The following is a 21,081-nucleotide window of genomic DNA, read 5'->3' as shown; positions in this document are numbered from 1 at the left end:
CGGAGTCCTCCCGCCCGTATTCCTGCAGGCAAACGGCCTCTCATTTCGGCCCGCGCTTCTTCCTGAGACCCTCGAACCATTCGAGGCGCTTCTTGAGGTCCCGCTCGAAACCGCGTTCCACGGGTTCGTAGAAATGCGCCCGGCTCATCCGTTCGGGAAAGTAGTTCTGCCCCGAGAACCCGTCTTCGGCGTCGTGGTCGTAATCGTAGCCCGCGCCGTATCCCTGTTCCTTCATCATCTTCGTCGGGGCATTCAGGATGTGTTTGGGCGGCGGCAGGGAGCCCGTGGACTTCGCACTCGCCCGTGCGCCCTTGTAGGCGACATAGGCGGCGTTCGATTTCGGGGCGAGCGCCAGGTAGATGACCGCTTGCGCCAGCGCCAGTTCGCCTTCCGGGCTGCCCAGCCGCTCGTAGGTCGCCCAGGCATCGAGGCAGAGGCGGTTGGCCTGCGGATCGGCCAGCCCGATGTCCTCGACGCTCATCCGCGTGATGCGCCGGGCGAGGAAGCGCGGGTCCTCGCCGCCCTCCAGCATCCGCGCGAACCAGTAGAGCGCGGCGTCCGGGTCCGATCCGCGCACCGATTTGTGCAGCGCGGAGATGAGGTTGTAGTGCCCCTCGCCCGACTTGTCGTACTGCGCGGCCCGCCGCTGCAGCCGATGCGCCAGCGCGCCGGCGTCGAGCGGCGCCGGCGTCTCCCATGCCGCGACCTGCTCCACGAGGTTCAGCAGCGCGCGGCCGTCGCCATCGGCCATGCCGATGAGGGAGTGCCGTGCTTCCTCGGTAATCGGAAGCTTGCGGTCAAGCTCGGCCTCCGCCCGGTCGAGGAGGGCTGTCAGGTCCTCCTCGGACAGCCGCTCCAGCACCAGAACCTGCGCACGCGACAGGAGCGCCGCGTTCAGCTCGAAGGAGGGATTCTCGGTCGTGGCGCCCACCAGCAGGATCGTCCCGTCCTCCATGTGCGGCAGGAACCCGTCCTGCTGCGCCTTGTTGAACCGGTGGATCTCGTCGACGAACAGTAGCGTCCCCTGCCCGTTCGCGTGCCGGTGCCGCGCGGCCTCGAAGACCTTCCTCAGCTCAGGCACCCCGGTGAAGATCGCGCTGATCTGGACGAAGTGCAGGTCCGTCTCCTGCGCGAGCAGCCGCGCGATGGTGGTCTTGCCCACCCCGGGCGGCCCCCAGAAGACGAGCGAGGGCAGCGAGCCTCCGTCGAGCATGACGCGCAGGCTGCCCTCGGGGCCCAGAAGGTGGCCCTGCCCGATCACCTCGGACAGGCGTTTCGGCCGCAGCCTGTCGGCGAGCGGGCGGGGTCCCCGCTCCGCCCGTTCCTCCGGTCCGCCCGTGCTGTCGAAAAGGTCCGCCATGGCGGGCGGAGCCTAGACCCGGGCAGCCCCGGGCTTCAATGCATCTTGGTGGCCATCGACACGAAGTAGCAGCGGTGCGGAACGCCGTCGAAGTCCATCTCGGGGCCCGCCTCGGCCATGTCGATGCCAAGCCGCCGGGCCAGCCTCGGGATCAGCGTGGGCAGAAGCCCGATGAGGATCGAGGCGCCGTAGCCGCGGGCCGAGCGGATCATCTCGCTCATGATCGACATCTGCACCCGCCGCCGCATGGCCTGATCCACGTCGGAGACGACGAACAGGCGGTTGGCGTCCCAGATGTGCGGCGCGACAGGTGCCGCGTCCCACAGGAGGTTTCCGGGAATGGTGTCCAGAAGCCCGCGCTGCGCATCGCGCACCATGTAGGAATAGACGCCGCACCGCGCGGTTGTCGGCGTCAGACGCACGCCGGCCATGACCCGGCCGTTCTCGTGCACGATGCACCATCGGCTTTGCGCAGTGTCGTACTGATCGAATTCCATTCCCAGTTCGGCGGGCAAGTCCCAGTTCTTCATCTCTATGAAGGTGCGGTGCCGCGCGCGCAGCATGTTGGGAAAGAGCGCGCCGTGTTCGTGCATGTTGTCGAAGGACAGGGTCGCGGTTTGCATGGGCAGAGGTCTCCTTTCGGTGGATGCGATCGGTCGCGTCACACCGCGGGAGGACCCCCCACTGCCTCGATTTTCGCAACGGGCTCAGATGAACCCGTACTCCCTCGCCCTTTGCACCGCTTCGGCGGTGGTGCGGGCCATGAGTTTCTGTCTGGCAGACGTCAGACGCGCCTTGAAGGCGCTTTCGGATATGCCAAGCTTGGCGGCGGCAGCAGCATGGCGGTCCCCTTCCGCGATGCATCTCAGGGCATCGGACTGCGCCTTGGACAGGCGCGCCGGCGGTTCCGAAAGGTCGTGCATGCGCAGCACGATCCGGTGAATGTGCTCCATCTCCTCGGCCGTGAACTCGCGGTCAGCGCGGCTCGCTCCGGCAATTGTTCTGGAAGACATAGGGCCAATCGAGGCGATCATCCCGTATACGAGCCCATGGCTGGCCGCTTCGGGCAGGATGCCGAAGGGGTCGGGAAGGCCGATCTCGCTCCAGCGCCGCGTGCCGGTATGGCTGAGGCCCCAGGCAAGAGTGGGATCGCGGAGACCGTAGAGCTTGGCGGTGTAAACCTCCTGCCAGCCATCGGGATAGGTGTTCACCATGATGAGCGGCGACACGTAGCGGATGTGCAGCCCGACGGCGAAGCCTGCCGGTGCAGCGAGCGAAAGTTCATGCAGAAGCAGGTCAAGGACGGGAGCTTTCGACATCAACCTACCGCGTGTCCGTTGCGCACAAGAAGCCCCGCAAGACCTACCCAAAAGGACATATCCAAAAGGACATGCCCATTTAGACTAGTTGCCAGCGCGCCGGTCAACCGGTGTCTTCACAACATTCGACTAGTGATGGTGAGAACATGACCAAAAGGATCGATGGCGATCTTTTTGCGCGTCTCATGCGTCTGTCGGCGAGGGAGCGCAAGGATATCCTGGAGTTCCTGGGGCAGTCGCCGGTCTCGGCGGACGACATGCTGCGCCGGATCAGTGGTGGGGAAAAGGACTTGTTTCCCGTGGACCTGTCCCGGCTCCCGGCCGTGGCGCAAGGCGCGCGCTAAACTGAACCCCCGAAACGAAGTATCCCCGGCCGCGAGGCCGGGGATACTTCGAATTCAAGGGCTGTGACGCCAGGCGCGGCCTGATCCGTCGCGGCTCAATCCTCTTCGGCGAAATCCGCCTCGGCTTCGACGCGGGCGCGATCTGCGGCACCTTTTGCCTCGGGGTCGCGATCGACGAATTCGATGATCGCCATCGGCGCCATGTCACCATAGCGGAAGCCGGCCTTCAGGACGCGGACATAGCCGCCCTGGCGTTCGGCATAGCGGGGGCCGAGCACCTCGAAGAGCTTGGCGACATGGGCGTCCTGCTTGAGCTGCGCCGCGGCCTGGCGGCGGGCATGCAGGTCGCCGCGCTTGGCGAGCGTGATGAGCTTCTCGACGACCGGGCGCAATTCCTTGGCCTTGGGCAGGGTCGTCTTGATCTGTTCGTGTTCGATGAGCGAGCCGGCCATGTTGGAGAACATCGCCTTGCGATGTTCGGCAGTCCGGTTCAGGCGGCGGTATCCGCGGGCGTGACGCATGGGTCAATCTCCATTCACATTTTGCTTTGTCCGGAGGTCCGTGCGTGCAGACCTCTCACCTATTGGGGCGCTATTGCCCGGGGTCGGGTAAGGGGGCCGAGGCCCCCCGCCCCATCAGAAGTTGTCTTCGTATTTCTTGGCCAGTTCCTCGATGTTGTCCGGCGGCCAGTCGACGATATCCATCCCGAGATGCAGGCCCATGCCCGAAAGCACTTCCTTGATCTCATTCAGCGACTTGCGGCCGAAGTTCGGGGTCCGGAGCATCTCGGCCTCGGTCTTTTGGATCAGGTCGCCGATGTAGACGATGTTGTCGTTCTTCAGGCAGTTGGCCGAACGCACCGACAGTTCCAGCTCGTCCACCTTCTTGAGGAGGAGCGGGTTGAACTCCAGATCGTCCTCGTCATCCGAACGGCTGGCCGATTCCGGCTCGTCGAAGTTGACGAAGATCGAAAGCTGGTCCTGCAGGATGCGCGCGGCATAGGCCACGGCATCATCCGGCGTGACCGATCCGTCGGTCTCGAGCTTCAGCGTCAGCTTGTCGTAGTCGAGCACCTGCCCCTCGCGGGTCGGCTGCACGTCGTAGGAGACCTTGCGCACCGGCGAGTAGATCGCGTCGATCGGGATGAGGCCGATCGGTGCATCCTCGGGCCGGTTCTTGTCGGCCGAGACATAGCCCTTGCCCGTCGAGACAGTCAGCTCGATGTACAGGTCGGCGCCATCGTCAAGGTGGCAGATCACGTGATCCTTGTTCAGAATCTCGATGCCCGCGCTTTCCGAGATGTCGCCCGCGGTCACGACCTTGGGGCCGCGCGCCGAGATCGACAGGCGCTTCGGGCCCTCCGTCTCCATCCGCAGCGCGACACCCTTGAGGTTCAGGACGATGTCGGTCACGTCCTCACGGACGCCCGCCACCGACGAGAACTCGTGCAGGACGCCGTCGATCTGTACCGACGTGATGGCCGCGCCCTGAAGCGAGCTCATCAGCACACGGCGAAGGGCGTTGCCGAGCGTAAGGCCGAAGCCGCGCTCCAGCGGTTCTGCCACGACGGTCGCCTTGCGCGACGGATCGTTGCCAGGGCTGACCACCAGCTGTGCGGGTTTGATCAGCTCTTGCCAGTTTTTGTGGATCATGCGTCGCCTCCATTCATGTGCCGGGGGGATCCGTCCCTGACACGCCCGAGGATAAAATGACGTCGGCGGGCCGCGCAGAAACCGCGCAGCCCGCCCGTTGATACCGGTGCCTCAGACGCGGCGGCGCTTGGGCGGACGGCAGCCGTTGTGCGCGATGGGCGTCACGTCGCGGATCGACGTGATGGTGAAGCCGCAGGCGGCCAGCGCGCGCAGCGCGGACTCGCGACCCGAACCGGGGCCCTGAACCTCGACCTCGATGGTCTTCACACCATGCTCCTGCGCCTTCCGGCCCGCATCTTCAGCGGCCATCTGCGCGGCATAGGGGGTCGACTTGCGCGAACCCTTGAAGCCCATCGTGCCGGCGGACGACCACGAGATCGCGTTGCCCTGCACGTCGGAGATGAGGATCTTGGTGTTGTTGAACGAGGAGTTCACATGAGCAACGCCTGCGGCGATGTTCTTGGAAACCTTGCGCTTGGCGGGACGACGATCGCGTGCCATGGACCTGTTCCTCCCTTATTTCTTCTTGCCGGCGATCGGCTTTGCCGGGCCCTTGCGGGTGCGCGCATTGGTATGCGTGCGCTGGCCGCGGACCGGCAGGTTGCGGCGGTGACGAAGCCCGCGATAGCAACCAAGGTCCATGAGCCGCTTGATGTTCATCTGCGTCTCGCGGCGCAGGTCACCCTCGACGGTGTAGTTGGCGTCGATGTGCTCGCGGATCTGCAGCACCTCGGCATCGCTGAGCTCGTTCACGCGCCGCGCATGGTCGATGCCGACCGAATCGCAGATCTCGCGGGCCGAGGCCTGCCCGATGCCGGTAATGTAGGTCAGCGCGATCGGAACGCGCTTGGAAGTGGGGATGTTGACCCCTGCGATACGTGCCAAGGAGTGTCTTCCTTCAGGTTGCGAGCCCGTAATGCCAGGCCCTTTTTTCACAACGAAAGGGACCTAGCCGTCCATGCGGCTGGACCCTGATTTCAGGTGGATTGCGGCGGACGCGAATCCGCGCGCGATCTGGGTTTCCCGGAGGGAAGCCGCGACATAGGTCGTTTTGGAAAGGGCGTCAAGGGCACGGGCGCGCCCTGTCAAGCCTTTTTCACCGGGCTTTCGATCAGTCGATGATCGCCGCGATCTGGCCCGCGACCTCGTCGATCTCGCCAAGCCCGTCAACGCCCTTCAGAAGACCCTTCGCATAGTAGTAGCCGATGAGCGGCGAGGTCTTCTTGTAGTATTCCATGAGGCGCTGCCTGAGGCTTTCCTCGTTGTCGTCGGCGCGGCGCTTGAACTCGGTCCCGCCGCAGTTGGAGCACTTGCCGTCGGCCGGGATCGGCTTGGTGACGTCGTTGTAGACTTCGCCGCAGCTGCCACAGGTCGACCGAGCGGTGATCCGGCTTACAAGTGCGGCGTCGTCCACCTGCATCTCGATGACGGCCTCGAGGGTCTGCCCCTCCTCGGCCAGAAGCGAGCCGAGCGCGTCGGCCTGGGCCAGCGTCCGGGGAAACCCGTCGAAGATGAAGCCGCCGCCGTTTTCGCCTTCCAGCTTCTCGCGGATCAGGCCGATGACGATCTCGTCGGTGACAAGCTCGCCACGTGCCATGACCTCGGCGACGCGCTTGCCCATCTCGGTTCCGCTGTCCTTCGCCTCTCGCAGCATGTCGCCGGTCGAGAGTTGCACCATGCCTCGTTCCTCCACGAGACGGCGCGCCTGGGTTCCCTTACCCGCGCCGGGCGGGCCCAGTAGTATGATATTCATCGCCGAGCTGGCCCTTTCCGCGGCTTTGCACCGCCTTTCCTCCCCCGGAGCTGGCTTTTTTCCAGCAGTCCCTCGTACTGATGCGCCAGCAGATGAGACTGGATCTGCTGAACCGTGTCCATGCCGACCGACACGATGATCAGGATCGACGTTCCGCCGAAATAGGCCGTGATGGCAAGCTGGGTGCGCACCATCTCGGGCATAAGGCAGACGAAGGCGAGGTAGGCCGAGCCGAGGACGAGGATCCGGTTCACCACGTATTCGAGGTATTCGGACGTCCGCTTGCCCGGCCGGATGCCCGGAATGAAGCCGTTCTGGCTCTTCAGGTTGTCCGCCACGTCATCGGTCTTGAACGACACGTTGAGGGTGTAGAAATACGTGAAGAAGACGATCATCGACGCGAAGAACAGCAGGTAGAGCGGCTGTCCCGGGCCGAAGTTCGCGAGGATCCATCCCATCACGGGTCCGCTCGCCTGACCGCCGCCGAAGGTCGTCAGCGTCGTGGGCAGCAGCAGGAGCGAGGAAGCGAAGATCGCGGGGATGACACCCGCGGGGTTCACCTTGACGGGCAGGTGGCTCGACCCGCCGTCATAGACCTTCATCCCCACCTGCCGGCGCGGGTACTGGATGTGGATCTTCCGGAGGCTTCGCTCCATGAACACCACGAAGAACAGGGTCGCGGCCAGCATCGCGATCACGCCCAGAATGGCGGGCGTCGACAGCGCGCCGGACCGGCCGCTCTCGAAGAACTGCGCAAGCGCCGCAGGAATTTCCGCGATGATGCCGACGAAGATGATGAGCGAGATGCCGTTGCCGATGCCGCGCTGGGTGATCTGCTCGCCCAGCCACATCAGGAACATCGTGCCGCCGACCAGCGTGATGACGCAGGCGGCGCGGAAGAACCAGCCCGGATCGGTGACGAGACCGCCCGACTCCATGCTGACGGCAAGCCCGTAGGCCTGTGCGGTCGCCAGCGCCACGGTGCCGTAGCGCGTGTACTGGTTGAGCTTCTTGCGCCCGGCCTCACCCTCTTTCTTCAGTGCTTCCATGGACGGCACCATGGCCGCCATGAGCTGCACGATGATCGAGGCAGAGATGTAGGGCATGATCCCCAGCGCGAAGACCCCCATCCGGGAGAGAGCGCCGCCGGTGAACATGTTCAGGACACCGCCGAGACCCGCCGCCGCCTGATCGAAGAAGGCACGGAGTTCGACGCCGTCGATACCGGGCACCGGGATATAGGTCCCGATCCGGTAAATGATCAGAAGGCCAAGCGTGAACCAGATGCGCTGACGTAGTTCGGTGGCCTTGCCAAAGGCCCGCCAGCTCATGTTCGCGGCCATTTGCTCCGCTGCTGATGCCATGCCGCCTCTCTCATGAACGGCGCGCCGCAAGACCGAGAAACGGGTCCCGCGGCGCGAAATTGGTCAGGTGTGATTTAGGCTGCGAGAACGCCGCCCACAACCTTCCCGGGCCATGAAAGGCCCGAAAGGGTTATTCCGCCGCAGCCGGCTGTGCCGTCTTGAGCGAGCCACCGGCCTTTTCCACCGCCGCGACGGCCGCCTTCGAGGCGCCGGTCACGGAAATGTTGAGCTTGGAGGTCACGTCGCCCTTGGCCAGCACGCGGATACCGTCGAGCTTGCGCCGCACGAGACCGGAGGTCACGAGCGCGTCCTCGGTGATCTCTGCCTTCGCGTCCAGCTTGCCGGCTTCGACGAATTTCTCGATAAGGCCCAGGTTCACCACGGCGAATGCCTTGCGGTTCGGCTTGTTGAAGCCGCGCTTGGGAAGACGCTGGTAGAGGGGCATCTGGCCGCCTTCGTAGGCGCTGATGGCCACACCCGAGCGGGACTTCTGGCCCTTGATGCCACGTCCGCCCATCTTGCCCTTGCCCGAGCCCGGGCCACGGCCGATCCGCTTGGATTTCTTGGTCGCGCCGGGATTGTCGCGCAGTTCGTTCAGTTTCATGTCGCTTCTCCTTGGCCGGAACTGCCCCCGAAGCGATATGGGCAGACGCGGCATTTCTTGATTTTCGGATCATGGGCCCCTTCGGGCCACCGCGGGCGTATAGACGCCGCGCGTGGCAGGATCAAGTCCCGTCCGCAAGCGCCGTCCGCCCCCCCCCGGGGAGCACGGCGGAACCGGCGCGGAGCGTCCCTGAGTTGCCGAAACGAAAATGCCCCGGCCTTTCGGCCGGAGCATCGGTTTCGTTCGCTTTCGAGGATGCGGTCTCAGCCGCGCTCTTCGACGATTTCCACGAGATGCGGGATCTTCGCGACCATGCCACGGACCGAGGGGGTGTCCTCCAGCTCGCGGGTCTTGTGCATCTTGTTCAGGCCCAGGCCGATCAGCGTGGCACGCTGGTCGGCGGGGCGGCGGATCGGCGAGCCGATCTGCTTGACGACGATGGTCTTTGCCATGTGTCTCAGGCCTCCTCTGCAACCTGGCTCGACTCGGCCGGGGCCTCGTCGCGCTTGGGCAGGATGTCGGCCACCTTCTTGCCACGGCGGGCGGCGACCTGGCGGGGCGAGGTCTCCTTGCCGAGGCCGTCGAGGGTGGCGCGGATCATGTTGTAGGGGTTTTGCGAACCGGTCGACTTCGCAACCACGTCCTTGATGCCCAGCATCTCGAAAACGGCGCGCATCGGGCCGCCCGCGATGATCCCGGTACCTTCCGGGGCGGTGCGCATCACGACGCGGCCGGCACCATGATGGCCTTCCATGTCGTGGTGCAGCGTGCGGCCTTCCTTGAGCGGCACGCGGATCAGATTCCGCTTCGCCTGTTCGGTCGCCTTGCGGATCGCCTCGGGCACTTCTTTCGCCTTGCCCTTGCCAAAGCCGACGCGGCCACGCTGATCGCCGACGACGACGAGAGCCGCGAAGCCGAAGCGCTTGCCGCCCTTTACGGTCTTCGAGACGCGGTTGATCGCAACCAGGCGGTCGGCGAATTCCGGGGTTTCCTCGCGCTCTTCGCGGCGGCGGCCCCGGCCTCTTTGTTCACGTTCTGCCATGTGATGGCATCCTTCTTGTCGGTGGCGCCGCGAAGCGCCGGTTTGTCCGATCCCGGTGGGCGCCCCAGACAAGAGGCCCCCGGATCATCGAGGCGAGCAGACCCGCCTGCGCCTTTCGTGCCGCGGAAGGCGGGCAGATCGCCCGCCTGTCGCGATTTGGCCGCACGGGGCGAAGCCTCCGGCGGATGTGATGGGGTGGGCGATCCGCCCACCCGGAACTCAGAACTTCAGCCCGCCCTCGCGCGCGGCGTCGGCAAGCGCCTTCACCCGGCCATGGAACAGGAAGCCGCCCCGGTCGAAGTAGCACTCCTCGACCCCGGCCTTCTTCGCCCGCTCGGCAATCGCGGCGCCCACCTTCGCGGCGGCCTCCACGTTGTTCTTGCCGACCACGCCGAGCGACGTCTCCAGCGACGAGGCCGAAGCCAGCGTGCGCCCTTCGGCGTCGTCGATCAGCTGGACGCTGATGTTCTTGTTGGAGCGATGGACGGACAGACGGGGACGTCCGTCGGCCATCGCGCGCAGTTTGTTCCGGTTGCGCAGGCGGCGCTTCTGGAACAGATCTCTCTTCGTCAGTGCCATTTGCGTCGCCCTTACTTCTTCTTGCCTTCCTTGCGGAAGATGTACTCGCCCTTGTAGCGGATGCCCTTGCCCTTGTAGGGCTCGGGCGCGCGCCACTCGCGGATGTTCGCCGCGACCTGGCCGACCAGCTGCTGATCGGTGCCCTCGACGATCACCTCGGTGTTCTTCGGGGTCGTCACGGTGACACCGGCGGGGATCGCGAAATCCACGTCATGGCTGTAGCCGAGCGACAGTTTCAGGACGTTGCCCTGTGCCTGCGCGCGGTAGCCGACGCCCTGGATCTCCAGCTCCTTCTTGAAGCCGTCGGTCACGCCGGTCACGAGGTTCTGCACCATCGTGCGGGACATGCCCCACTGCTGACGCGCGCGCTTGGACTTGCCGCGCGGTTCGACCGACACGGCGTTGTCCGAGACGCTCAGCGTGACGTCGTCGGTTGCGGTGAACGTGCGGGCACCCTTGGGGCCCTTCACTTCGATGGTCTGGCCGGAGACGGAGGCAGAAACCCCCGACGGCAGCTCGACCGGTCTTTTCCCAATACGAGACATTTGCCAGACCTCCTCAGAACACGGTGCAGAGCACTTCGCCGCCGACATTGTGCGCGCGGGCGGTCGCATCGGTCATCACGCCCTTGGACGTGGAGACGATGGAAACACCCAGGCCCTGACGGACCTGCGGAATGTCGGAGACGCCGAGATAGACCCGGCGGCCAGGCTTGGAGACGCGCTTCAGTTCGCGGATGACCGGGGTGCCCTCGTAGTACTTCAGGCTGATCTCGAAGGCCGGGTGGCCGTTCTCGCCGGTCGTCGCTTCGTAGCCGCGGATATAGCCCTCTTCGGCCAGGACATCCAGGACGCGCGCACGCTGCTTGGAGGCCGGGGTCATGACGGTGGACTTGCCGCGCATCTGTGAGTTGCGGATGCGGGTGAGCATATCGCCGATAGGATCATTCATCGTCCGATCTCCTTACCAGCTCGACTTGACCATGCCGGGGATCTGGCCGTTCGAGGCCAGGTCACGCAGCTTGATCCGGGAAATGCGCAGCTTGCGGTAGTACGCTTTGGGGCGTCCCGTCAGCTGGCAGCGGTTGTGGAGCCGGGAGGGCGAGGAGTTGCGGGGCAGCTTCGCCAGCTTGAGGCGTGCCTTGAACCGCTCTTCCATCGGCTTCGATTCGTCGTTTGCGATCTCTTTCAGCGCGGCACGCTTGGCGGCGTATTGTGCCACCAGCTTCTGACGCTTGAGTTCGCGTTGAACCATGGAAACTTTTGCCATGTGTCTCTCTCCTCTCGCGTCAGGCGTTGAAGGGCATGTTGAAGTGCTTCAGAAGCGACTTCGCCTCGGCGTCGGTGGCCGCATTGGTGACCATGATGACGTCGATGCCCCAGACCTCGTCGACCTTGTCGAAGTTGATCTCGGGGAACACGATGTGCTCCTTGATGCCCATGGCGAAGTTGCCGCGCCCGTCGAACGAGGGCTTCACGCCGCGGAAGTCGCGGATGCGGGGCATCGCGACCGTGATCAGACGGTCGAGGAAGTCGTACATACGGTCGCCGCGCAGCGTCACCTTGGCGCCGAGCGTCATGCCTTCACGAACGCGGAAACCTGCGATCGACTTCTTGGCGATCGTCGCGACGGCCTGCTGACCGGCGATGAGCGTCAGGTCGTCGACGGCCGATTTCGCCTTCTTGCTGTCCCGGACGCTTTCGGCGCCGCAGCCGATGTTGAGAACGATCTTCTCCATCCGCGGGATCTGCATGTCGTTCTTGTAGCCGAATTCCTCTTTCAGCGCGGGCTTGATCTGCTCGCGATAGAGGGCCTTCAGCCGCGGGGTATAGGTTGCCGTATCAAGCATCGATCACGTCCCCCGTGGTCTTGGCGACGCGCACCTTCTTGCCGTCCTTCACTTCGAAGCCGACGCGGGTGGGTTTGCCGTTCTTGTCCAGCAGCGCGAGGTTCGACAGGTCGATCGGCATCGCTTGCGGGATGCGGCCGCCCTGGGAACTGGCGCTCTGCTTGGTGTGGCGGATGGCGATGTTCACGCCGTCGACGATGGCCTTGCCGTCCTTGGGCATCACGCGAGAGATCTCGCCTTCCTTGCCCTTGTCCTTGCCGGCCAGCACGACCACGCGGTCGCCCTTCTTGAGTTTCGCAGCCATCACAGCACCTCCGGCGCGAGCGAGATGATCTTCATGAAGTTCTTCGCGCGCAGCTCGCGAACCACCGGCCCGAAGATACGGGTGCCGACCGGCTCGTTGTTGTTGTTGAGGATGACGGCGGCGTTGCGGTCAAAGCGGATGGCGGTGCCATCCTCGCGGCGCACTTCCTTGGCGGTGCGCACGACGACGGCCTTGCGGACGTCGCCCTTCTTCACGCGGCCACGCGGAATGGCCTCTTTCACCGACACCACGATGATGTCGCCGACCGAGGCGTACTTGCGTTTGGAACCGCCCAGGACCTTGATGCACTGAACTTTCCGGGCTCCGGAATTGTCAGCAACATCCAGATTGGTCTGCATCTGGATCATTTGGTTTCTCCCGACGTCCCGGACCGGCGCGTTGGCACATTGGCCCGGGGGTTTCGATCAAACCGAGGGGTGATGTTGCACGTCAGACGCGCTCGACCACCTCCCAGCGCTTGGATTTCGACTTCGGCGCACATTCCTGAATACGCACGGTCTCGCCGACCTTGTATTCGTTGTTCTCGTCATGCGCGCGGTACTTCTTGGACTTCCGGATCGTCTTGGCGAGAACCGGGTGCTTGAAGCGACGCTCGACCGAGATCGTCACGGTCTGGGCGTTGGCGTCCGAGGTGACGACACCTTGCAGGATACGCTTGGGCATGTTCAGGCCTCCCCTGCGGCGGCGGCCGCCTTCTCGTTCAGGATCGTCTTCACGCGGGCGGCGTCACGCTTGACGAGCCGCATGCGCGCGGTGTTCTCGAGCTGGCCGGTGGCCTGCTGGAAGCGGAGGTTGAAGGCCTCCTTCTTGAGCTGGACGAGCTGATCACGCAGCTGGTCCGGCGTCTTCTCGCGAAGTTCGCTGGCGTTCATCGCCTGGTCCTTTCAACATCACGGGGACGCCCCTGTGCGACAGGGTCACGCCGATTCCCGTGGAGTTCGGTGAATGAAGGGGGCGTATAGGCGCGGTTGGGATGGATGGCAAGCCATTCCTGACCGAATTCACCGCAGAGGGCAGCCCTAGGTCGCGCTCCCTTTCGCCCTCGCTTCGCCGAGCTCCTTGTCGCGGCGGTGGAACTCTTCGGTCGCGTTGCCTCTTGGATAGGTTTCCTCGGGCACCGGCACGCCAAGGAAATCGCAAAGCGGCTCCCAGCCCGAGCCCAGTTCGTAGGTCAGCAGGCGGTCGGGTCCAAAGCTGCCCTGAACCTCCGCGATGTTGCGCTCGTAGGTTGCGATGAGATGGTCCTTGTCATGGGGATTCCCACCGAAGGCGTTGTTGCACAAAGCGCGCGCCATCCCCGGATGGTTCTCCGGATCGCGCATGAAGGTCAGGATGGTCTTTTCCATGCTGGCATACCAGCTCTCGGCGCTCCGCACGGTCAGAAGGATCTTCGCCTCCGGGTAGTGGTCAGACAACTCCCGCCAATAATGCGCGCCGGGCCAGTCGACCGTGGCACGGTAGCCCGCGAAGGTCTCGTCCCATTTCGGGTCGGCGCCGTCGTCGAAGACCGAAAGCCAGTGTTCGTAGCGTCCCGGGTGGGGTGCGACCTCGTACATGTGGTAGCAGGGGCCGAACCCCAGCATCTCCAGCGCGCGCTTCATCGATTCCGTGCCGGTGCGGCCGAAACCCGCGCCAATGATGTCCAGTGCCATTCAATATCCTCTTTCGATGCAAGAGGATGGTAGCATGAAGATCCGGCTCGAGGCGTTCTAATCGGCCCACTTGTAGTTGAAACTGACGCTCACCCTGTCGTCCTCGTCCATGTTCATCGGCACCTCGTGCCTCAGCCAGCTTTCCCACAGCAACACATCCCCGTCCTGCGGTCCGGGGTAGACGAAGGAGCGCAACTCCTCGCGGCAATCCTTCTTCCGGTTCGGCGCCGCCATCATCATGGCGTGGCGCGGGTCCTCCAGCTTGATCGACTTGGCACCCGGCGGGACCTGCACGTAGGTCGTGCCGGAAATCACCGAATGGGGGTGGATGTGGCTGGTGTGGATGCCGCCCTCGGGCAGGATGTTGATCCAGATATCCTCCAGCACCAGCTTGCGCCCCTCTAGGTCGAATTCGAGATCCTCGGCGAAGGCCGCGACATGGGCGTCGAGCGCCTTCACCAGCGTCTCGAAGATCGGGAAGCGCCAGGGCAGGTCGGTCAGCGAAGCATAGGACGTATAGCCCGGATAGCCGTTCTCCTCGCACCACTCCTGTCCCGCTTCGTCGTCCTCGGCGATGGAGAAGCAAGACGCGTGGAGTTCGTCGGCATCGACGGGCGGGCCGAGCTCGGACAGTTTCGCGTGGTAGAGGCGGGTGACGAAGAGGGATCTGATGCTGGCCATTTCGCTTCAATACCAGAGCGGTCGGAAAGGGTAAGCCCCTCAGAGATCGAGGCGGAGGTAGATCAGCAGGTGGTCCATCTCGATGGGTTCGTGGCATTCCGGGAACCGGGGCACGCGCGAGAACCCGAGGCCTTCGTAGATCCCGAGCATCCGATGGTTGGACGTGATGGTGTTGGTGAAGAGCGTCTTGAAGCCCCTCTCGCGCGCAGCATCGATCCGTTCCTGTGCCAGCGCCTGACCGAGGCGCATGCCCCGCGCTGCCGGACGGACATAGAGACGCTTGAGATCGGCGACGCCGGGCCCGATGCGGCGCAGCGCGCCAGACCCCAGAAGGGCGCCGTTTCCGTCGAGGGCGAGAACCGTGACGCCATTCGGGGCGAGGAAATCCTGCGTCTCTTCCCAGAAGCGTTCCATCATCTGATCGACGGTACGCACCGGACCGCCGAGGGCGGCCAGATCCCTGGTGCCCACCTCGAACCACTCACGGCGAAGTGCCTCGAAATCCGCGTGATCGGGAATGTCTTCGAGTGCCTCGGCGGTCTTGAGAACGTAATCCATGATGCCCCCGGTGGCGGTGCAGGCCGCGCCGATCTTACATCTTCCTGCGCGTGAAGCTCATCTTCTGATTGGCCAGAATCTCCGGCGCGCCGACCCAGGCATAGGCGAGAAGCGAGGGCTGCTGGTCGGCGGTGGTGATCCGGTGCAGGTGGCCCGGCGGGTTGAAGATGAGGGAACCCGGGGCATAGACGCCGGCGTCGTTCTCGGACACGGCACCGGTCAGACAGATATAGCTTTCGGTGATGCCTTCGTGGGAATGGGCGGGATAGGTGCAGCCGGGCGCGAAGAGGACGAGGCCAAGGATCACGTCCTCCACCACCACTGGCCCGAACGGACCGGCGAGTTCGGCGAAGGCATATTTCTGCTCCAGCCCGCGCGGCACCTTTTCATATCCGTAGAGCCATTCGAGCTCCGGGCTCAGCGTCTCCAGCGTGGACATGAATGGGGCGTGGCGTTCAAGCCGCCCCCGCGCGAAGGCCCTGGGAAGATGCGCCGTGACGGGTTTCTGAATCGGAACCCTCTCACGCAATTCGGTATCGGACGTCAGGGCCTTGGAGATCCGCTCGCGCACGAGGCGCTGATGCGCCCGGATCTTCTTGCTGCCACCGGCCGGGATCGTGCGGTAGAACTCGTAGAGATCCCGCATCAGGTACATCCAGTCGGGGCGCGACGAAAGCGTCACCCTGGCGTCGGCACCATCCATTGCACGCACCTCCCGGATTCCTGACCCCAGACAAACGAAACCCCGCCAGTTTGGCGGGGTCCCGTGGTCGTTCAATCCCGTTTGCGACGGATCACCAGTCTTCGCGGACCACCGTGCGCGTCTTGATCGGCAGCTTCATCGCGGCAAGGCGCAGGGCCTCGCGCGCGACGGCTTCGGAAACGCCGTCGATCTCGAACATGATCCGGCCGGGCTTGACCTTGCAGGCCCAGTAATCGACCGAACCCTTGCCCTTACCCATCCGGACTTCGACCGGCTTCGAGGTCACCGGCGTGTCCGGGAAGATCCGGATCCAGACGCGGCCCTGACGCTTCATGTGACGCGTCATGGCCCGGCGGGCGGCTTCGATCTGGCGCGCCGTGACGCGCTCGGGCTGAAGTGCCTTCAGGCCGTAGGTGCCGAAGTTCAGGTCCGACCCGCCCTTGGCGTCACCGCTGATGCGCCCTTTGTGCATCTTGCGGAATTTCGTGCGCTTTGGTTGCAGCATCTCGTTTCACTCCTCAGCGGTCGCGGCGCGGGCGCGGGGCCCCGCCTTCCTGAAGCTCCGCCTGGCGACGGTCACGGGCACTGGGATCGTGCTCCATGATCTCGCCTTTGAAGATCCAGACCTTGATGCCGATGATGCCGTAAGGCGTCGAGGCTTCGGCGAGTGCGTAGTCGATGTCGGCCCGCAGGGTATGCAGGGGCACGCGGCCTTCGCGATACCACTCCGTCCGGGCGATCTCGGCGCCGCCGAGGCGGCCCGCGACGTTGACCCGGATGCCGAGCGCACCCATGCGCATGGCGTTCTGAACCGCACGCTTCATCGCGCGACGGAACGACACCCGGCGCTCGAGCTGCTGGGCGATCGACTCGGCCACGAGGGCCGCGTCGAGCTCGGGCTTGCGCACCTCGACGATGTTGAGGTGCAGCTCGCTGTCGGTCATCTTGGCGAGCTTCTTGCGAAGCGTCTCGATGTCCGCGCCCTTGCGGCCGATGATGACACCGGGACGTGCGGTGTGGATCGTCACGCGGCACTTGCGGTGCGGACGTTCGATGATGACCTTCGACACGCCGGCCTGCTTGCACTCTTCCTCGATGAACTCACGCATCCGGAGGTCTTCGAGCAGGAGATCACCGTATTCCTTGGTGTCGGCGTACCAGCGGCTGTCCCAGGTGCGGTTGACCTGCAGACGCATGCCGATCGGGTTGACCTTGTGTCCCATCAGGCAGTCTCCTCGATCTGGCGGACCTTGATGGTCAGCTCGCTGAACGGCTTCTGGATCTTGCCGAAGCGGCCACGCGCCCGCGGACGGCCGCGCTTCATCACCAGGTTCTTTCCGACATAGGCCTCGGCGACGATCAGCTCGTCGACGTCAAGCCCATGGTTGTTCTCGGCGTTCGCGATGGCCGACTGAAGGCACTTCTTCACGTCGATGGCGATCCGCTTCTTCGAGAAGGTCAGGTCGTTCAGCGCCTTCTCGACCTTCTTGCCGCGGATCAGGCCCGCGACGAGGTTCAGCTTCTGCGGGCTGGTCTTCAGCATGCGCAGCTTCGCCATCGCCTCGTTGTCCGCCACGCGGCGGGGATTTTTATCCTTGCCCATGGCTTACTTCCTCTTGGCTTTTTTGTCGGCCGCGTGCCCGTAGTAGGTGCGCGTCGGCGAATATTCCCCGAACTTCTGGCCGATCATGTCCTCGCTTACGTTCACGGGAACATGCTTCTGGCCGTTGTAGACCCCAAAGGTGAGGCCCACGAACTGGGGCAGGATGGTGGAACGACGCGACCAGATCTTGATGACCTCGTTGCGACCCGATTCACGGGCTTTCTCGGCCTTCTTGAGGACGTAAGCGTCGACAAAAGGCCCCTTCCAGACAGAACGCGACATCTGTTAGCGCCCCTTCTTCTTGGCGTGGCGCGAGCGGATGATCAGCTTCTGGCTCGCCTTGTTCTTGTCGCGGGTGCGACGGCCCTTGGTGTCCTTGCCCCAGGGCGTGACCGGCGTCCGGCCACCCGAGGTGCGGCCCTCGCCACCACCATGGGGGTGGTCGATCGGGTTCATCGCGACACCGCGAACCGAGGGACGCTTGCCCTGGTGGCGGGTGCGGCCGGCCTTGCCGAAGTTCTGGTTCGAGTTGTCGGGGTTCGAGACCGCGCCAACCGTCGCCATGCATTCCTGACGCACAAGACGCAGTTCGCCCGAGCTGAGGCGGATCTGGGCGTAACCGCCGTCACGGCCGACGAACTGGGCGTAGGTGCCCGCGGCGCGTGCGATCTGGCCACCCTTGCCGGGCTTCAGCTCGATGTTGTGGACGATCGTCCCGATCGGCATGCCCGAGAAGGGCATCGCGTTGCCGGGCTTGATGTCGGCCTTGGCCGAGGCCACGACCTTGTCACCCACGGCAAGACGCTGCGGAGCGAGGATGTAGGCCTGCTCGCCGTCATGATACTGGATCAGCGCGATGAAGGCGGTGCGGTTGGGATCGTATTCGATCCGGATGACCGTCGCCTCGACATCGAACTTCGTGCGCTTGAAATCGACGATGCGATAGAGACGCTTCGCCCCGCCACCACGGCGCCGTGCGGTGATCCGTCCGGTGTTGTTCCGGCCGCCGTTCTTCGTCAGGCCCTCGGTGAGGGCCTTGACGGGGCGTCCTTTCCAAAGCTCCGAACGGTCGATCAGCACCAGCCCGCGCTGGCCCGGCGTCGTCGGCTTGTACGACTTGAGTGCCATGCTTTCTGTCTTCCGTTTTGCGTCGGACCGAAGGTCCGCTCTTTGGTCCGAGCCGGGCAAGAAGCCCGGCTTTTCGGTTTGAAGGGCCCCGAAGGTCCCCAGGCGAATTCAAAAACGACGGCCCCGGATGAGTCCGGGGCCGGCGGGATGCCGCGATCTATTAAAGACCGGTCGACACGTCAATGGTGTTCCCCTCCTCGAGGGTCACATAGGCCTTCTTCACGTCTTTCCGCGTGCCGAGCCGGCCGCGGAAACGCTTCGTCTTGCCCTTGGTGATGGTGGTGTTCACCGCCTTCACCTTCACGCCGAAGAGCGTTTCCACCGCTTCCTTGATCTGCGGCTTGTTCGCGTCGATGGCGACCTCGAAGACAACGGCGTTGTTCTCGGATGCCATCGTGGACTTCTCGGTGATCAGCGGCTTGCGGATCACGTCGTAATGTTCGGGCTTCACGCTCATTTCAGTCGAGCCTCCAGAGCTTCGACACCCGCCTTCGTCAGCACGAGCGTATCGCGCTTGAGGATGTCATAGACATTGGCGCCCATCGACGGCAGCACATCGAGACCCTCGATGTTGCGGGCGGCCATGGCGAAGTTCTCGTCCACGGAAGCCCCGTCGATGATGAGCGCGCGCTTCCAGCCGAGCTCGCGCACCTGCTTGGCCAGCGCGCTCGTCTTGGGCGATGCGACCGAGGCCGCCTCGATGATGACGAGCTCGCCCGCGGCCATCTTGGCCGAAAGCGCGTGCTTCAGGCCCAGCTTGCGGAACTTCTTCGGCAGGTCGTGGGCGTGACTGCGCGGGGTCGGACCCTTGTAGACGCCACCCTTGCGGAAGATCGGCGCGTTCCGGTCACCGTGACGTGCGCCGCCGGTGCCCTTCTGGCGATAGATCTTCTTGGTCGAGTAGCTCGTCTCCGAGCGCGTCTTGACCTTGTGCGTGCCGGCCTGCGCCTTGTTGCGCTGCCAGCGGACCACGCGGTGCAGGATGTCGGCGCGCGGCTCGAGACCGAAGATGTCGTCGCCGAGCTCGACCGAACCGGCCTTACCGCCGTCCAGCTTGATCACGTCGAGTTTCATTCCTCACCGTCCTTCTTCTCGGCATCCTCGGCGGGCGCCTCGGTTGCTGCTTCGGCTTCGGCGGCTTCCATCGCGGCCTGCTCTGCCTCGGCTGCTGCCTGTGCCGCGGCTTCCGCCTCGGCTGCGGCCGCTGCGGCGGCTTCCTCGGCGGCCTTCGCCGCTTCCTCGGCTGCGGACTTCAGGGCCGCGGGCAGGATCGCGTTATCGGGGAAGGGCTTCTTCACCGCGTCCTTGATCGTGACCCAGCCACCCTTCGATCCGGGCACCGCGCCCTTGACCATGATGAGGCCGCGGTCGCTGTCGGTGCGCACGACCTGCAGGTTCTGCGTGGTCACGCGGGCCGCGCCCATGTGGCCGGCCATCTTCTTGCCCTTGAACACGCGACCCGGGTCCTGGCACTGACCGGTCGAGCCGTGCGAACGGTGGCTGATCGACACGCCGTGCGAGGCGCGAAGACCGCCGAAGTTGTGCCGCTTCATGGCACCGGCGAAACCCTTACCGATCGAGGTACCCGTCACGTCGACGAACTGGCCCTCGAAGTAGTGGTCGGCGATGATCTCCTCACCGACGCTCAGCAGGTTCTCGGGATCGACCCGGAACTCCGCCAGTTTCCGCTTCGGCTCCACGCTGGCCTTGGCGAAGACGCCGCGCATGGGCGCGGAGACCCGCTTGGCCTTGGCCGTGCCGGCGCCGAGCTGAACGGCCGAGTAGCCATCCTTCTCGGGCGTCCGCTGAGCGACGACCTGAAGCTTGTCGAGCTGGAGAACGGTCACGGGAATCTGCTTCCCGTCCTCCATGAAGAGCCGGGTCATGCCCAGCTTCTTGGCGATAACACCAGAGCGCAACATGTCTACGATCTCCCCTTACACCTTGATCTCGACATCCACGCCGGCGGCGAGGTCGAGCTTCATCAGCGCGTCCACCGTCTGCGGGGTCGGATCGACGATGTCGAGAAGACGCTTGTGCGTCCGGATCTCCCACTGGTCGCGCGACTTCTTGTCGATGTGCGGACCGCGGAGAACGGTGAACTTCTCGATCTTGTTGGGGAGCGGGATCGGCCCGCGGACCTGCGCGCCCGTACGCTTCGCGGTGTTCACGATCTCCTGGGTGGAGGCGTCGAGAACCCGGTAGTCGAACGCCTTGAGGCGGATCCGGATGTTCTGGCTGGCAATCGCCATGTCTTTTTCCTTTCAGTTGAGAGGAGGAGCTGATGCCGCCCCTCGTCGAACCGGTTTCGTTGTTCCCCGCCTTGGCGGGCAGGGAAGGCCGCGAGCTATCTCGCGGCCTTCCCGATTGCAAGAGGATCGTTGCCGATCACTCGATGATCTTGGAGACGACGCCTGCGCCGACGGTGCGGCCGCCTTCGCGGATGGCGAAGCGCAGGCCGTCTTCCATCGCGATCGGCGCGATCAGCTCGACCGTGAACTTCAGGTTGTCGCCCGGCATCACCATCTCGGTGCCCTCGGGAAGCTGAACCGTGCCCGTCACGTC

General features: G+C 64.5%; 36 protein-coding genes. 1 reads left to right on the top strand and 35 read right to left on the bottom strand.

From position 1 onward, the window contains the following. Positions 1 to 40 precede the first annotated feature (40 nt). From N8I71_RS14620 to N8I71_RS14610, 3 genes are all read right to left on the bottom strand, one after another. Positions 41 to 1,360 carry a replication-associated recombination protein A gene (locus tag N8I71_RS14620; RefSeq protein ID WP_262878751.1) on the bottom strand — a complete coding sequence of 440 codons (1,320 nt, stop codon included), beginning with the start codon at positions 1,358 to 1,360 and terminating at the stop codon, positions 41 to 43. 35 nt (positions 1,361 to 1,395) lie between these two features. Further along, on the bottom strand, positions 1,396 to 1,983 hold the full coding sequence (locus tag N8I71_RS14615) for an acyl-homoserine-lactone synthase (RefSeq protein WP_262878750.1): 588 nt from the start codon (positions 1,981 to 1,983) through the stop codon (positions 1,396 to 1,398). A gap of 84 nt (positions 1,984 to 2,067) precedes the next feature. Then, the gene (locus N8I71_RS14610; protein WP_262878749.1) at positions 2,068 to 2,679 is read right to left on the bottom strand and encodes a helix-turn-helix transcriptional regulator; all 612 of its coding nucleotides are present in this window, start codon (positions 2,677 to 2,679) and stop codon (positions 2,068 to 2,070) included. A 146-nt stretch (positions 2,680 to 2,825) separates the two neighbouring features. On the opposite strand from N8I71_RS14610, the gene N8I71_RS14605 reads away from it, so the two are divergent. Further along, the gene (locus tag N8I71_RS14605) at positions 2,826 to 3,023 is read left to right on the top strand and encodes a hypothetical protein (protein ID WP_262878748.1); all 198 of its coding nucleotides are present in this window, start codon (positions 2,826 to 2,828) and stop codon (positions 3,021 to 3,023) included. A 95-nt stretch (positions 3,024 to 3,118) separates the two neighbouring features. Here N8I71_RS14605 and rplQ read toward each other — a convergent pair whose 3' ends face one another. The 32 genes from rplQ to N8I71_RS14445 all read right to left on the bottom strand — a co-directional run. After that, positions 3,119 to 3,544 (bottom strand): 50S ribosomal protein L17, encoded by a 426-nt coding sequence (gene rplQ / locus N8I71_RS14600; protein WP_262878747.1) that lies wholly within the window; start codon positions 3,542 to 3,544, stop codon positions 3,119 to 3,121. A gap of 114 nt (positions 3,545 to 3,658) precedes the next feature. Continuing rightward, the gene (locus N8I71_RS14595) at positions 3,659 to 4,675 is read right to left on the bottom strand and encodes a DNA-directed RNA polymerase subunit alpha (RefSeq protein WP_262878746.1); all 1,017 of its coding nucleotides are present in this window, start codon (positions 4,673 to 4,675) and stop codon (positions 3,659 to 3,661) included. A gap of 111 nt (positions 4,676 to 4,786) precedes the next feature. Continuing rightward, complete coding sequence (rpsK, locus tag N8I71_RS14590) at positions 4,787 to 5,176, bottom strand: 30S ribosomal protein S11 (RefSeq protein WP_262878745.1); 390 nt, start codon at positions 5,174 to 5,176, stop codon at positions 4,787 to 4,789. 15 nt (positions 5,177 to 5,191) lie between these two features. Then, positions 5,192 to 5,560 (bottom strand): 30S ribosomal protein S13, encoded by a 369-nt coding sequence (rpsM, locus tag N8I71_RS14585; RefSeq protein WP_262878744.1) that lies wholly within the window; start codon positions 5,558 to 5,560, stop codon positions 5,192 to 5,194. A 226-nt stretch (positions 5,561 to 5,786) separates the two neighbouring features. Further along, entirely contained in the window at positions 5,787 to 6,428 is a 642-nt protein-coding gene (locus N8I71_RS14580; protein WP_262878743.1) for an adenylate kinase, read from the bottom strand. Beyond that, a complete protein-coding gene (secY, locus tag N8I71_RS14575) occupies positions 6,425 to 7,792 on the bottom strand; it encodes a preprotein translocase subunit SecY (protein ID WP_262878742.1) in 1,368 nt (455 codons plus the stop codon). The genes N8I71_RS14580 and secY overlap by 4 nt, the downstream gene beginning before the upstream one ends. 130 nt (positions 7,793 to 7,922) lie before the next feature. Further along, a complete protein-coding gene (gene rplO / locus N8I71_RS14570) occupies positions 7,923 to 8,396 on the bottom strand; it encodes a 50S ribosomal protein L15 (RefSeq protein WP_262878741.1) in 474 nt (157 codons plus the stop codon). 263 nt (positions 8,397 to 8,659) lie between these two features. Then, on the bottom strand, positions 8,660 to 8,848 hold the full coding sequence (gene rpmD, locus N8I71_RS14565) for a 50S ribosomal protein L30 (RefSeq protein ID WP_262878740.1): 189 nt from the start codon (positions 8,846 to 8,848) through the stop codon (positions 8,660 to 8,662). Between the two features lie 5 nt (positions 8,849 to 8,853). Then, complete coding sequence (gene rpsE / locus N8I71_RS14560) at positions 8,854 to 9,438, bottom strand: 30S ribosomal protein S5 (protein WP_262878739.1); 585 nt, start codon at positions 9,436 to 9,438, stop codon at positions 8,854 to 8,856. Between the two features lie 219 nt (positions 9,439 to 9,657). Next, the gene (gene rplR, locus N8I71_RS14555) at positions 9,658 to 10,017 is read right to left on the bottom strand and encodes a 50S ribosomal protein L18 (protein ID WP_262878738.1); all 360 of its coding nucleotides are present in this window, start codon (positions 10,015 to 10,017) and stop codon (positions 9,658 to 9,660) included. Between the two features lie 11 nt (positions 10,018 to 10,028). Further along, positions 10,029 to 10,562 carry a 50S ribosomal protein L6 gene (rplF, locus tag N8I71_RS14550; protein ID WP_262878737.1) on the bottom strand — a complete coding sequence of 178 codons (534 nt, stop codon included), beginning with the start codon at positions 10,560 to 10,562 and terminating at the stop codon, positions 10,029 to 10,031. 13 nt (positions 10,563 to 10,575) lie between these two features. Continuing rightward, positions 10,576 to 10,968 (bottom strand): 30S ribosomal protein S8, encoded by a 393-nt coding sequence (gene rpsH, locus N8I71_RS14545; protein WP_262878736.1) that lies wholly within the window; start codon positions 10,966 to 10,968, stop codon positions 10,576 to 10,578. A 12-nt stretch (positions 10,969 to 10,980) separates the two neighbouring features. Next, the gene (rpsN, locus tag N8I71_RS14540) at positions 10,981 to 11,286 is read right to left on the bottom strand and encodes a 30S ribosomal protein S14 (RefSeq protein WP_262878735.1); all 306 of its coding nucleotides are present in this window, start codon (positions 11,284 to 11,286) and stop codon (positions 10,981 to 10,983) included. 19 nt (positions 11,287 to 11,305) lie between these two features. After that, the gene (gene rplE, locus N8I71_RS14535) at positions 11,306 to 11,866 is read right to left on the bottom strand and encodes a 50S ribosomal protein L5 (RefSeq protein ID WP_262878734.1); all 561 of its coding nucleotides are present in this window, start codon (positions 11,864 to 11,866) and stop codon (positions 11,306 to 11,308) included. After that, positions 11,859 to 12,170 carry a 50S ribosomal protein L24 gene (rplX, locus tag N8I71_RS14530; protein WP_262878733.1) on the bottom strand — a complete coding sequence of 104 codons (312 nt, stop codon included), beginning with the start codon at positions 12,168 to 12,170 and terminating at the stop codon, positions 11,859 to 11,861. The genes rplE and rplX overlap by 8 nt, the downstream gene beginning before the upstream one ends. Then, the gene (rplN, locus tag N8I71_RS14525; protein WP_088650278.1) at positions 12,170 to 12,538 is read right to left on the bottom strand and encodes a 50S ribosomal protein L14; all 369 of its coding nucleotides are present in this window, start codon (positions 12,536 to 12,538) and stop codon (positions 12,170 to 12,172) included. The genes rplX and rplN overlap by 1 nt, the downstream gene beginning before the upstream one ends. An 82-nt stretch (positions 12,539 to 12,620) precedes the next feature. Next, complete coding sequence (gene rpsQ / locus N8I71_RS14520; RefSeq protein ID WP_262878732.1) at positions 12,621 to 12,854, bottom strand: 30S ribosomal protein S17; 234 nt, start codon at positions 12,852 to 12,854, stop codon at positions 12,621 to 12,623. A 2-nt stretch (positions 12,855 to 12,856) separates the two neighbouring features. Beyond that, the gene (gene rpmC, locus N8I71_RS14515; RefSeq protein ID WP_262878731.1) at positions 12,857 to 13,063 is read right to left on the bottom strand and encodes a 50S ribosomal protein L29; all 207 of its coding nucleotides are present in this window, start codon (positions 13,061 to 13,063) and stop codon (positions 12,857 to 12,859) included. 147 nt (positions 13,064 to 13,210) lie between these two features. Beyond that, positions 13,211 to 13,843, bottom strand: a complete 633-nt coding sequence (locus tag N8I71_RS14510; RefSeq protein WP_262878730.1) for a sulfotransferase family protein — start codon at positions 13,841 to 13,843, stop codon at positions 13,211 to 13,213. A 57-nt stretch (positions 13,844 to 13,900) separates the two neighbouring features. Further along, positions 13,901 to 14,524, bottom strand: a complete 624-nt coding sequence (locus N8I71_RS14505; protein WP_262878729.1) for a TIGR02466 family protein — start codon at positions 14,522 to 14,524, stop codon at positions 13,901 to 13,903. 39 nt (positions 14,525 to 14,563) lie between these two features. Beyond that, entirely contained in the window at positions 14,564 to 15,082 is a 519-nt protein-coding gene (locus tag N8I71_RS14500; protein ID WP_262878728.1) for a GNAT family N-acetyltransferase, read from the bottom strand. A 34-nt stretch (positions 15,083 to 15,116) separates the two neighbouring features. Continuing rightward, positions 15,117 to 15,785 (bottom strand): dimethylsulfoniopropionate lyase, encoded by a 669-nt coding sequence (locus N8I71_RS14495; protein ID WP_262878727.1) that lies wholly within the window; start codon positions 15,783 to 15,785, stop codon positions 15,117 to 15,119. 91 nt (positions 15,786 to 15,876) lie between these two features. Then, positions 15,877 to 16,290: a 50S ribosomal protein L16 gene (rplP, locus tag N8I71_RS14490; protein WP_262878726.1), complete on the bottom strand. Its 414-nt coding sequence runs from the start codon at positions 16,288 to 16,290 to the stop codon at positions 15,877 to 15,879. Positions 16,291 to 16,303: 13 nt separating this feature from the next. Then, entirely contained in the window at positions 16,304 to 17,008 is a 705-nt protein-coding gene (rpsC, locus tag N8I71_RS14485) for a 30S ribosomal protein S3 (protein WP_262878725.1), read from the bottom strand. Next, positions 17,008 to 17,388 carry a 50S ribosomal protein L22 gene (gene rplV / locus N8I71_RS14480; protein WP_262878724.1) on the bottom strand — a complete coding sequence of 127 codons (381 nt, stop codon included), beginning with the start codon at positions 17,386 to 17,388 and terminating at the stop codon, positions 17,008 to 17,010. Before rplV ends, rpsC begins: the two co-directional genes overlap by 1 nt. A gap of 3 nt (positions 17,389 to 17,391) precedes the next feature. Continuing rightward, complete coding sequence (rpsS, locus tag N8I71_RS14475; RefSeq protein ID WP_262878723.1) at positions 17,392 to 17,670, bottom strand: 30S ribosomal protein S19; 279 nt, start codon at positions 17,668 to 17,670, stop codon at positions 17,392 to 17,394. 3 nt (positions 17,671 to 17,673) lie between these two features. Next, positions 17,674 to 18,516: a 50S ribosomal protein L2 gene (gene rplB / locus N8I71_RS14470; RefSeq protein WP_262878722.1), complete on the bottom strand. Its 843-nt coding sequence runs from the start codon at positions 18,514 to 18,516 to the stop codon at positions 17,674 to 17,676. Between the two features lie 160 nt (positions 18,517 to 18,676). After that, entirely contained in the window at positions 18,677 to 18,973 is a 297-nt protein-coding gene (locus N8I71_RS14465) for a 50S ribosomal protein L23 (protein ID WP_262878721.1), read from the bottom strand. Further along, positions 18,970 to 19,590, bottom strand: coding sequence for a 50S ribosomal protein L4 (gene rplD, locus N8I71_RS14460; protein ID WP_262878720.1), 621 nt, complete (start codon positions 19,588 to 19,590; stop codon positions 18,970 to 18,972). Before rplD ends, N8I71_RS14465 begins: the two co-directional genes overlap by 4 nt. Next, a complete protein-coding gene (gene rplC / locus N8I71_RS14455; RefSeq protein ID WP_262878719.1) occupies positions 19,587 to 20,438 on the bottom strand; it encodes a 50S ribosomal protein L3 in 852 nt (283 codons plus the stop codon). Before rplC ends, rplD begins: the two co-directional genes overlap by 4 nt. Positions 20,439 to 20,453: 15 nt before the next feature. Next, positions 20,454 to 20,762: a 30S ribosomal protein S10 gene (gene rpsJ, locus N8I71_RS14450; RefSeq protein ID WP_168624037.1), complete on the bottom strand. Its 309-nt coding sequence runs from the start codon at positions 20,760 to 20,762 to the stop codon at positions 20,454 to 20,456. 142 nt (positions 20,763 to 20,904) lie between these two features. Beyond that, positions 20,905 to 21,081, bottom strand: a 177-nt coding sequence (locus N8I71_RS14445; protein WP_454824047.1) for an EF-Tu C-terminal domain-related protein, incomplete at its 5' end; no start/stop codon positions are given.

Source organism: Roseicyclus sediminis, assembly GCF_025515305.1.
In the GTDB taxonomy this organism is placed as follows: Bacteria; Pseudomonadota; Alphaproteobacteria; order Rhodobacterales; family Rhodobacteraceae; genus Roseibacterium; species Roseibacterium sediminis.
Note: the sequence above shows the minus strand (reverse complement) of the source record. Positions and strands in the feature narration are given on the sequence as shown.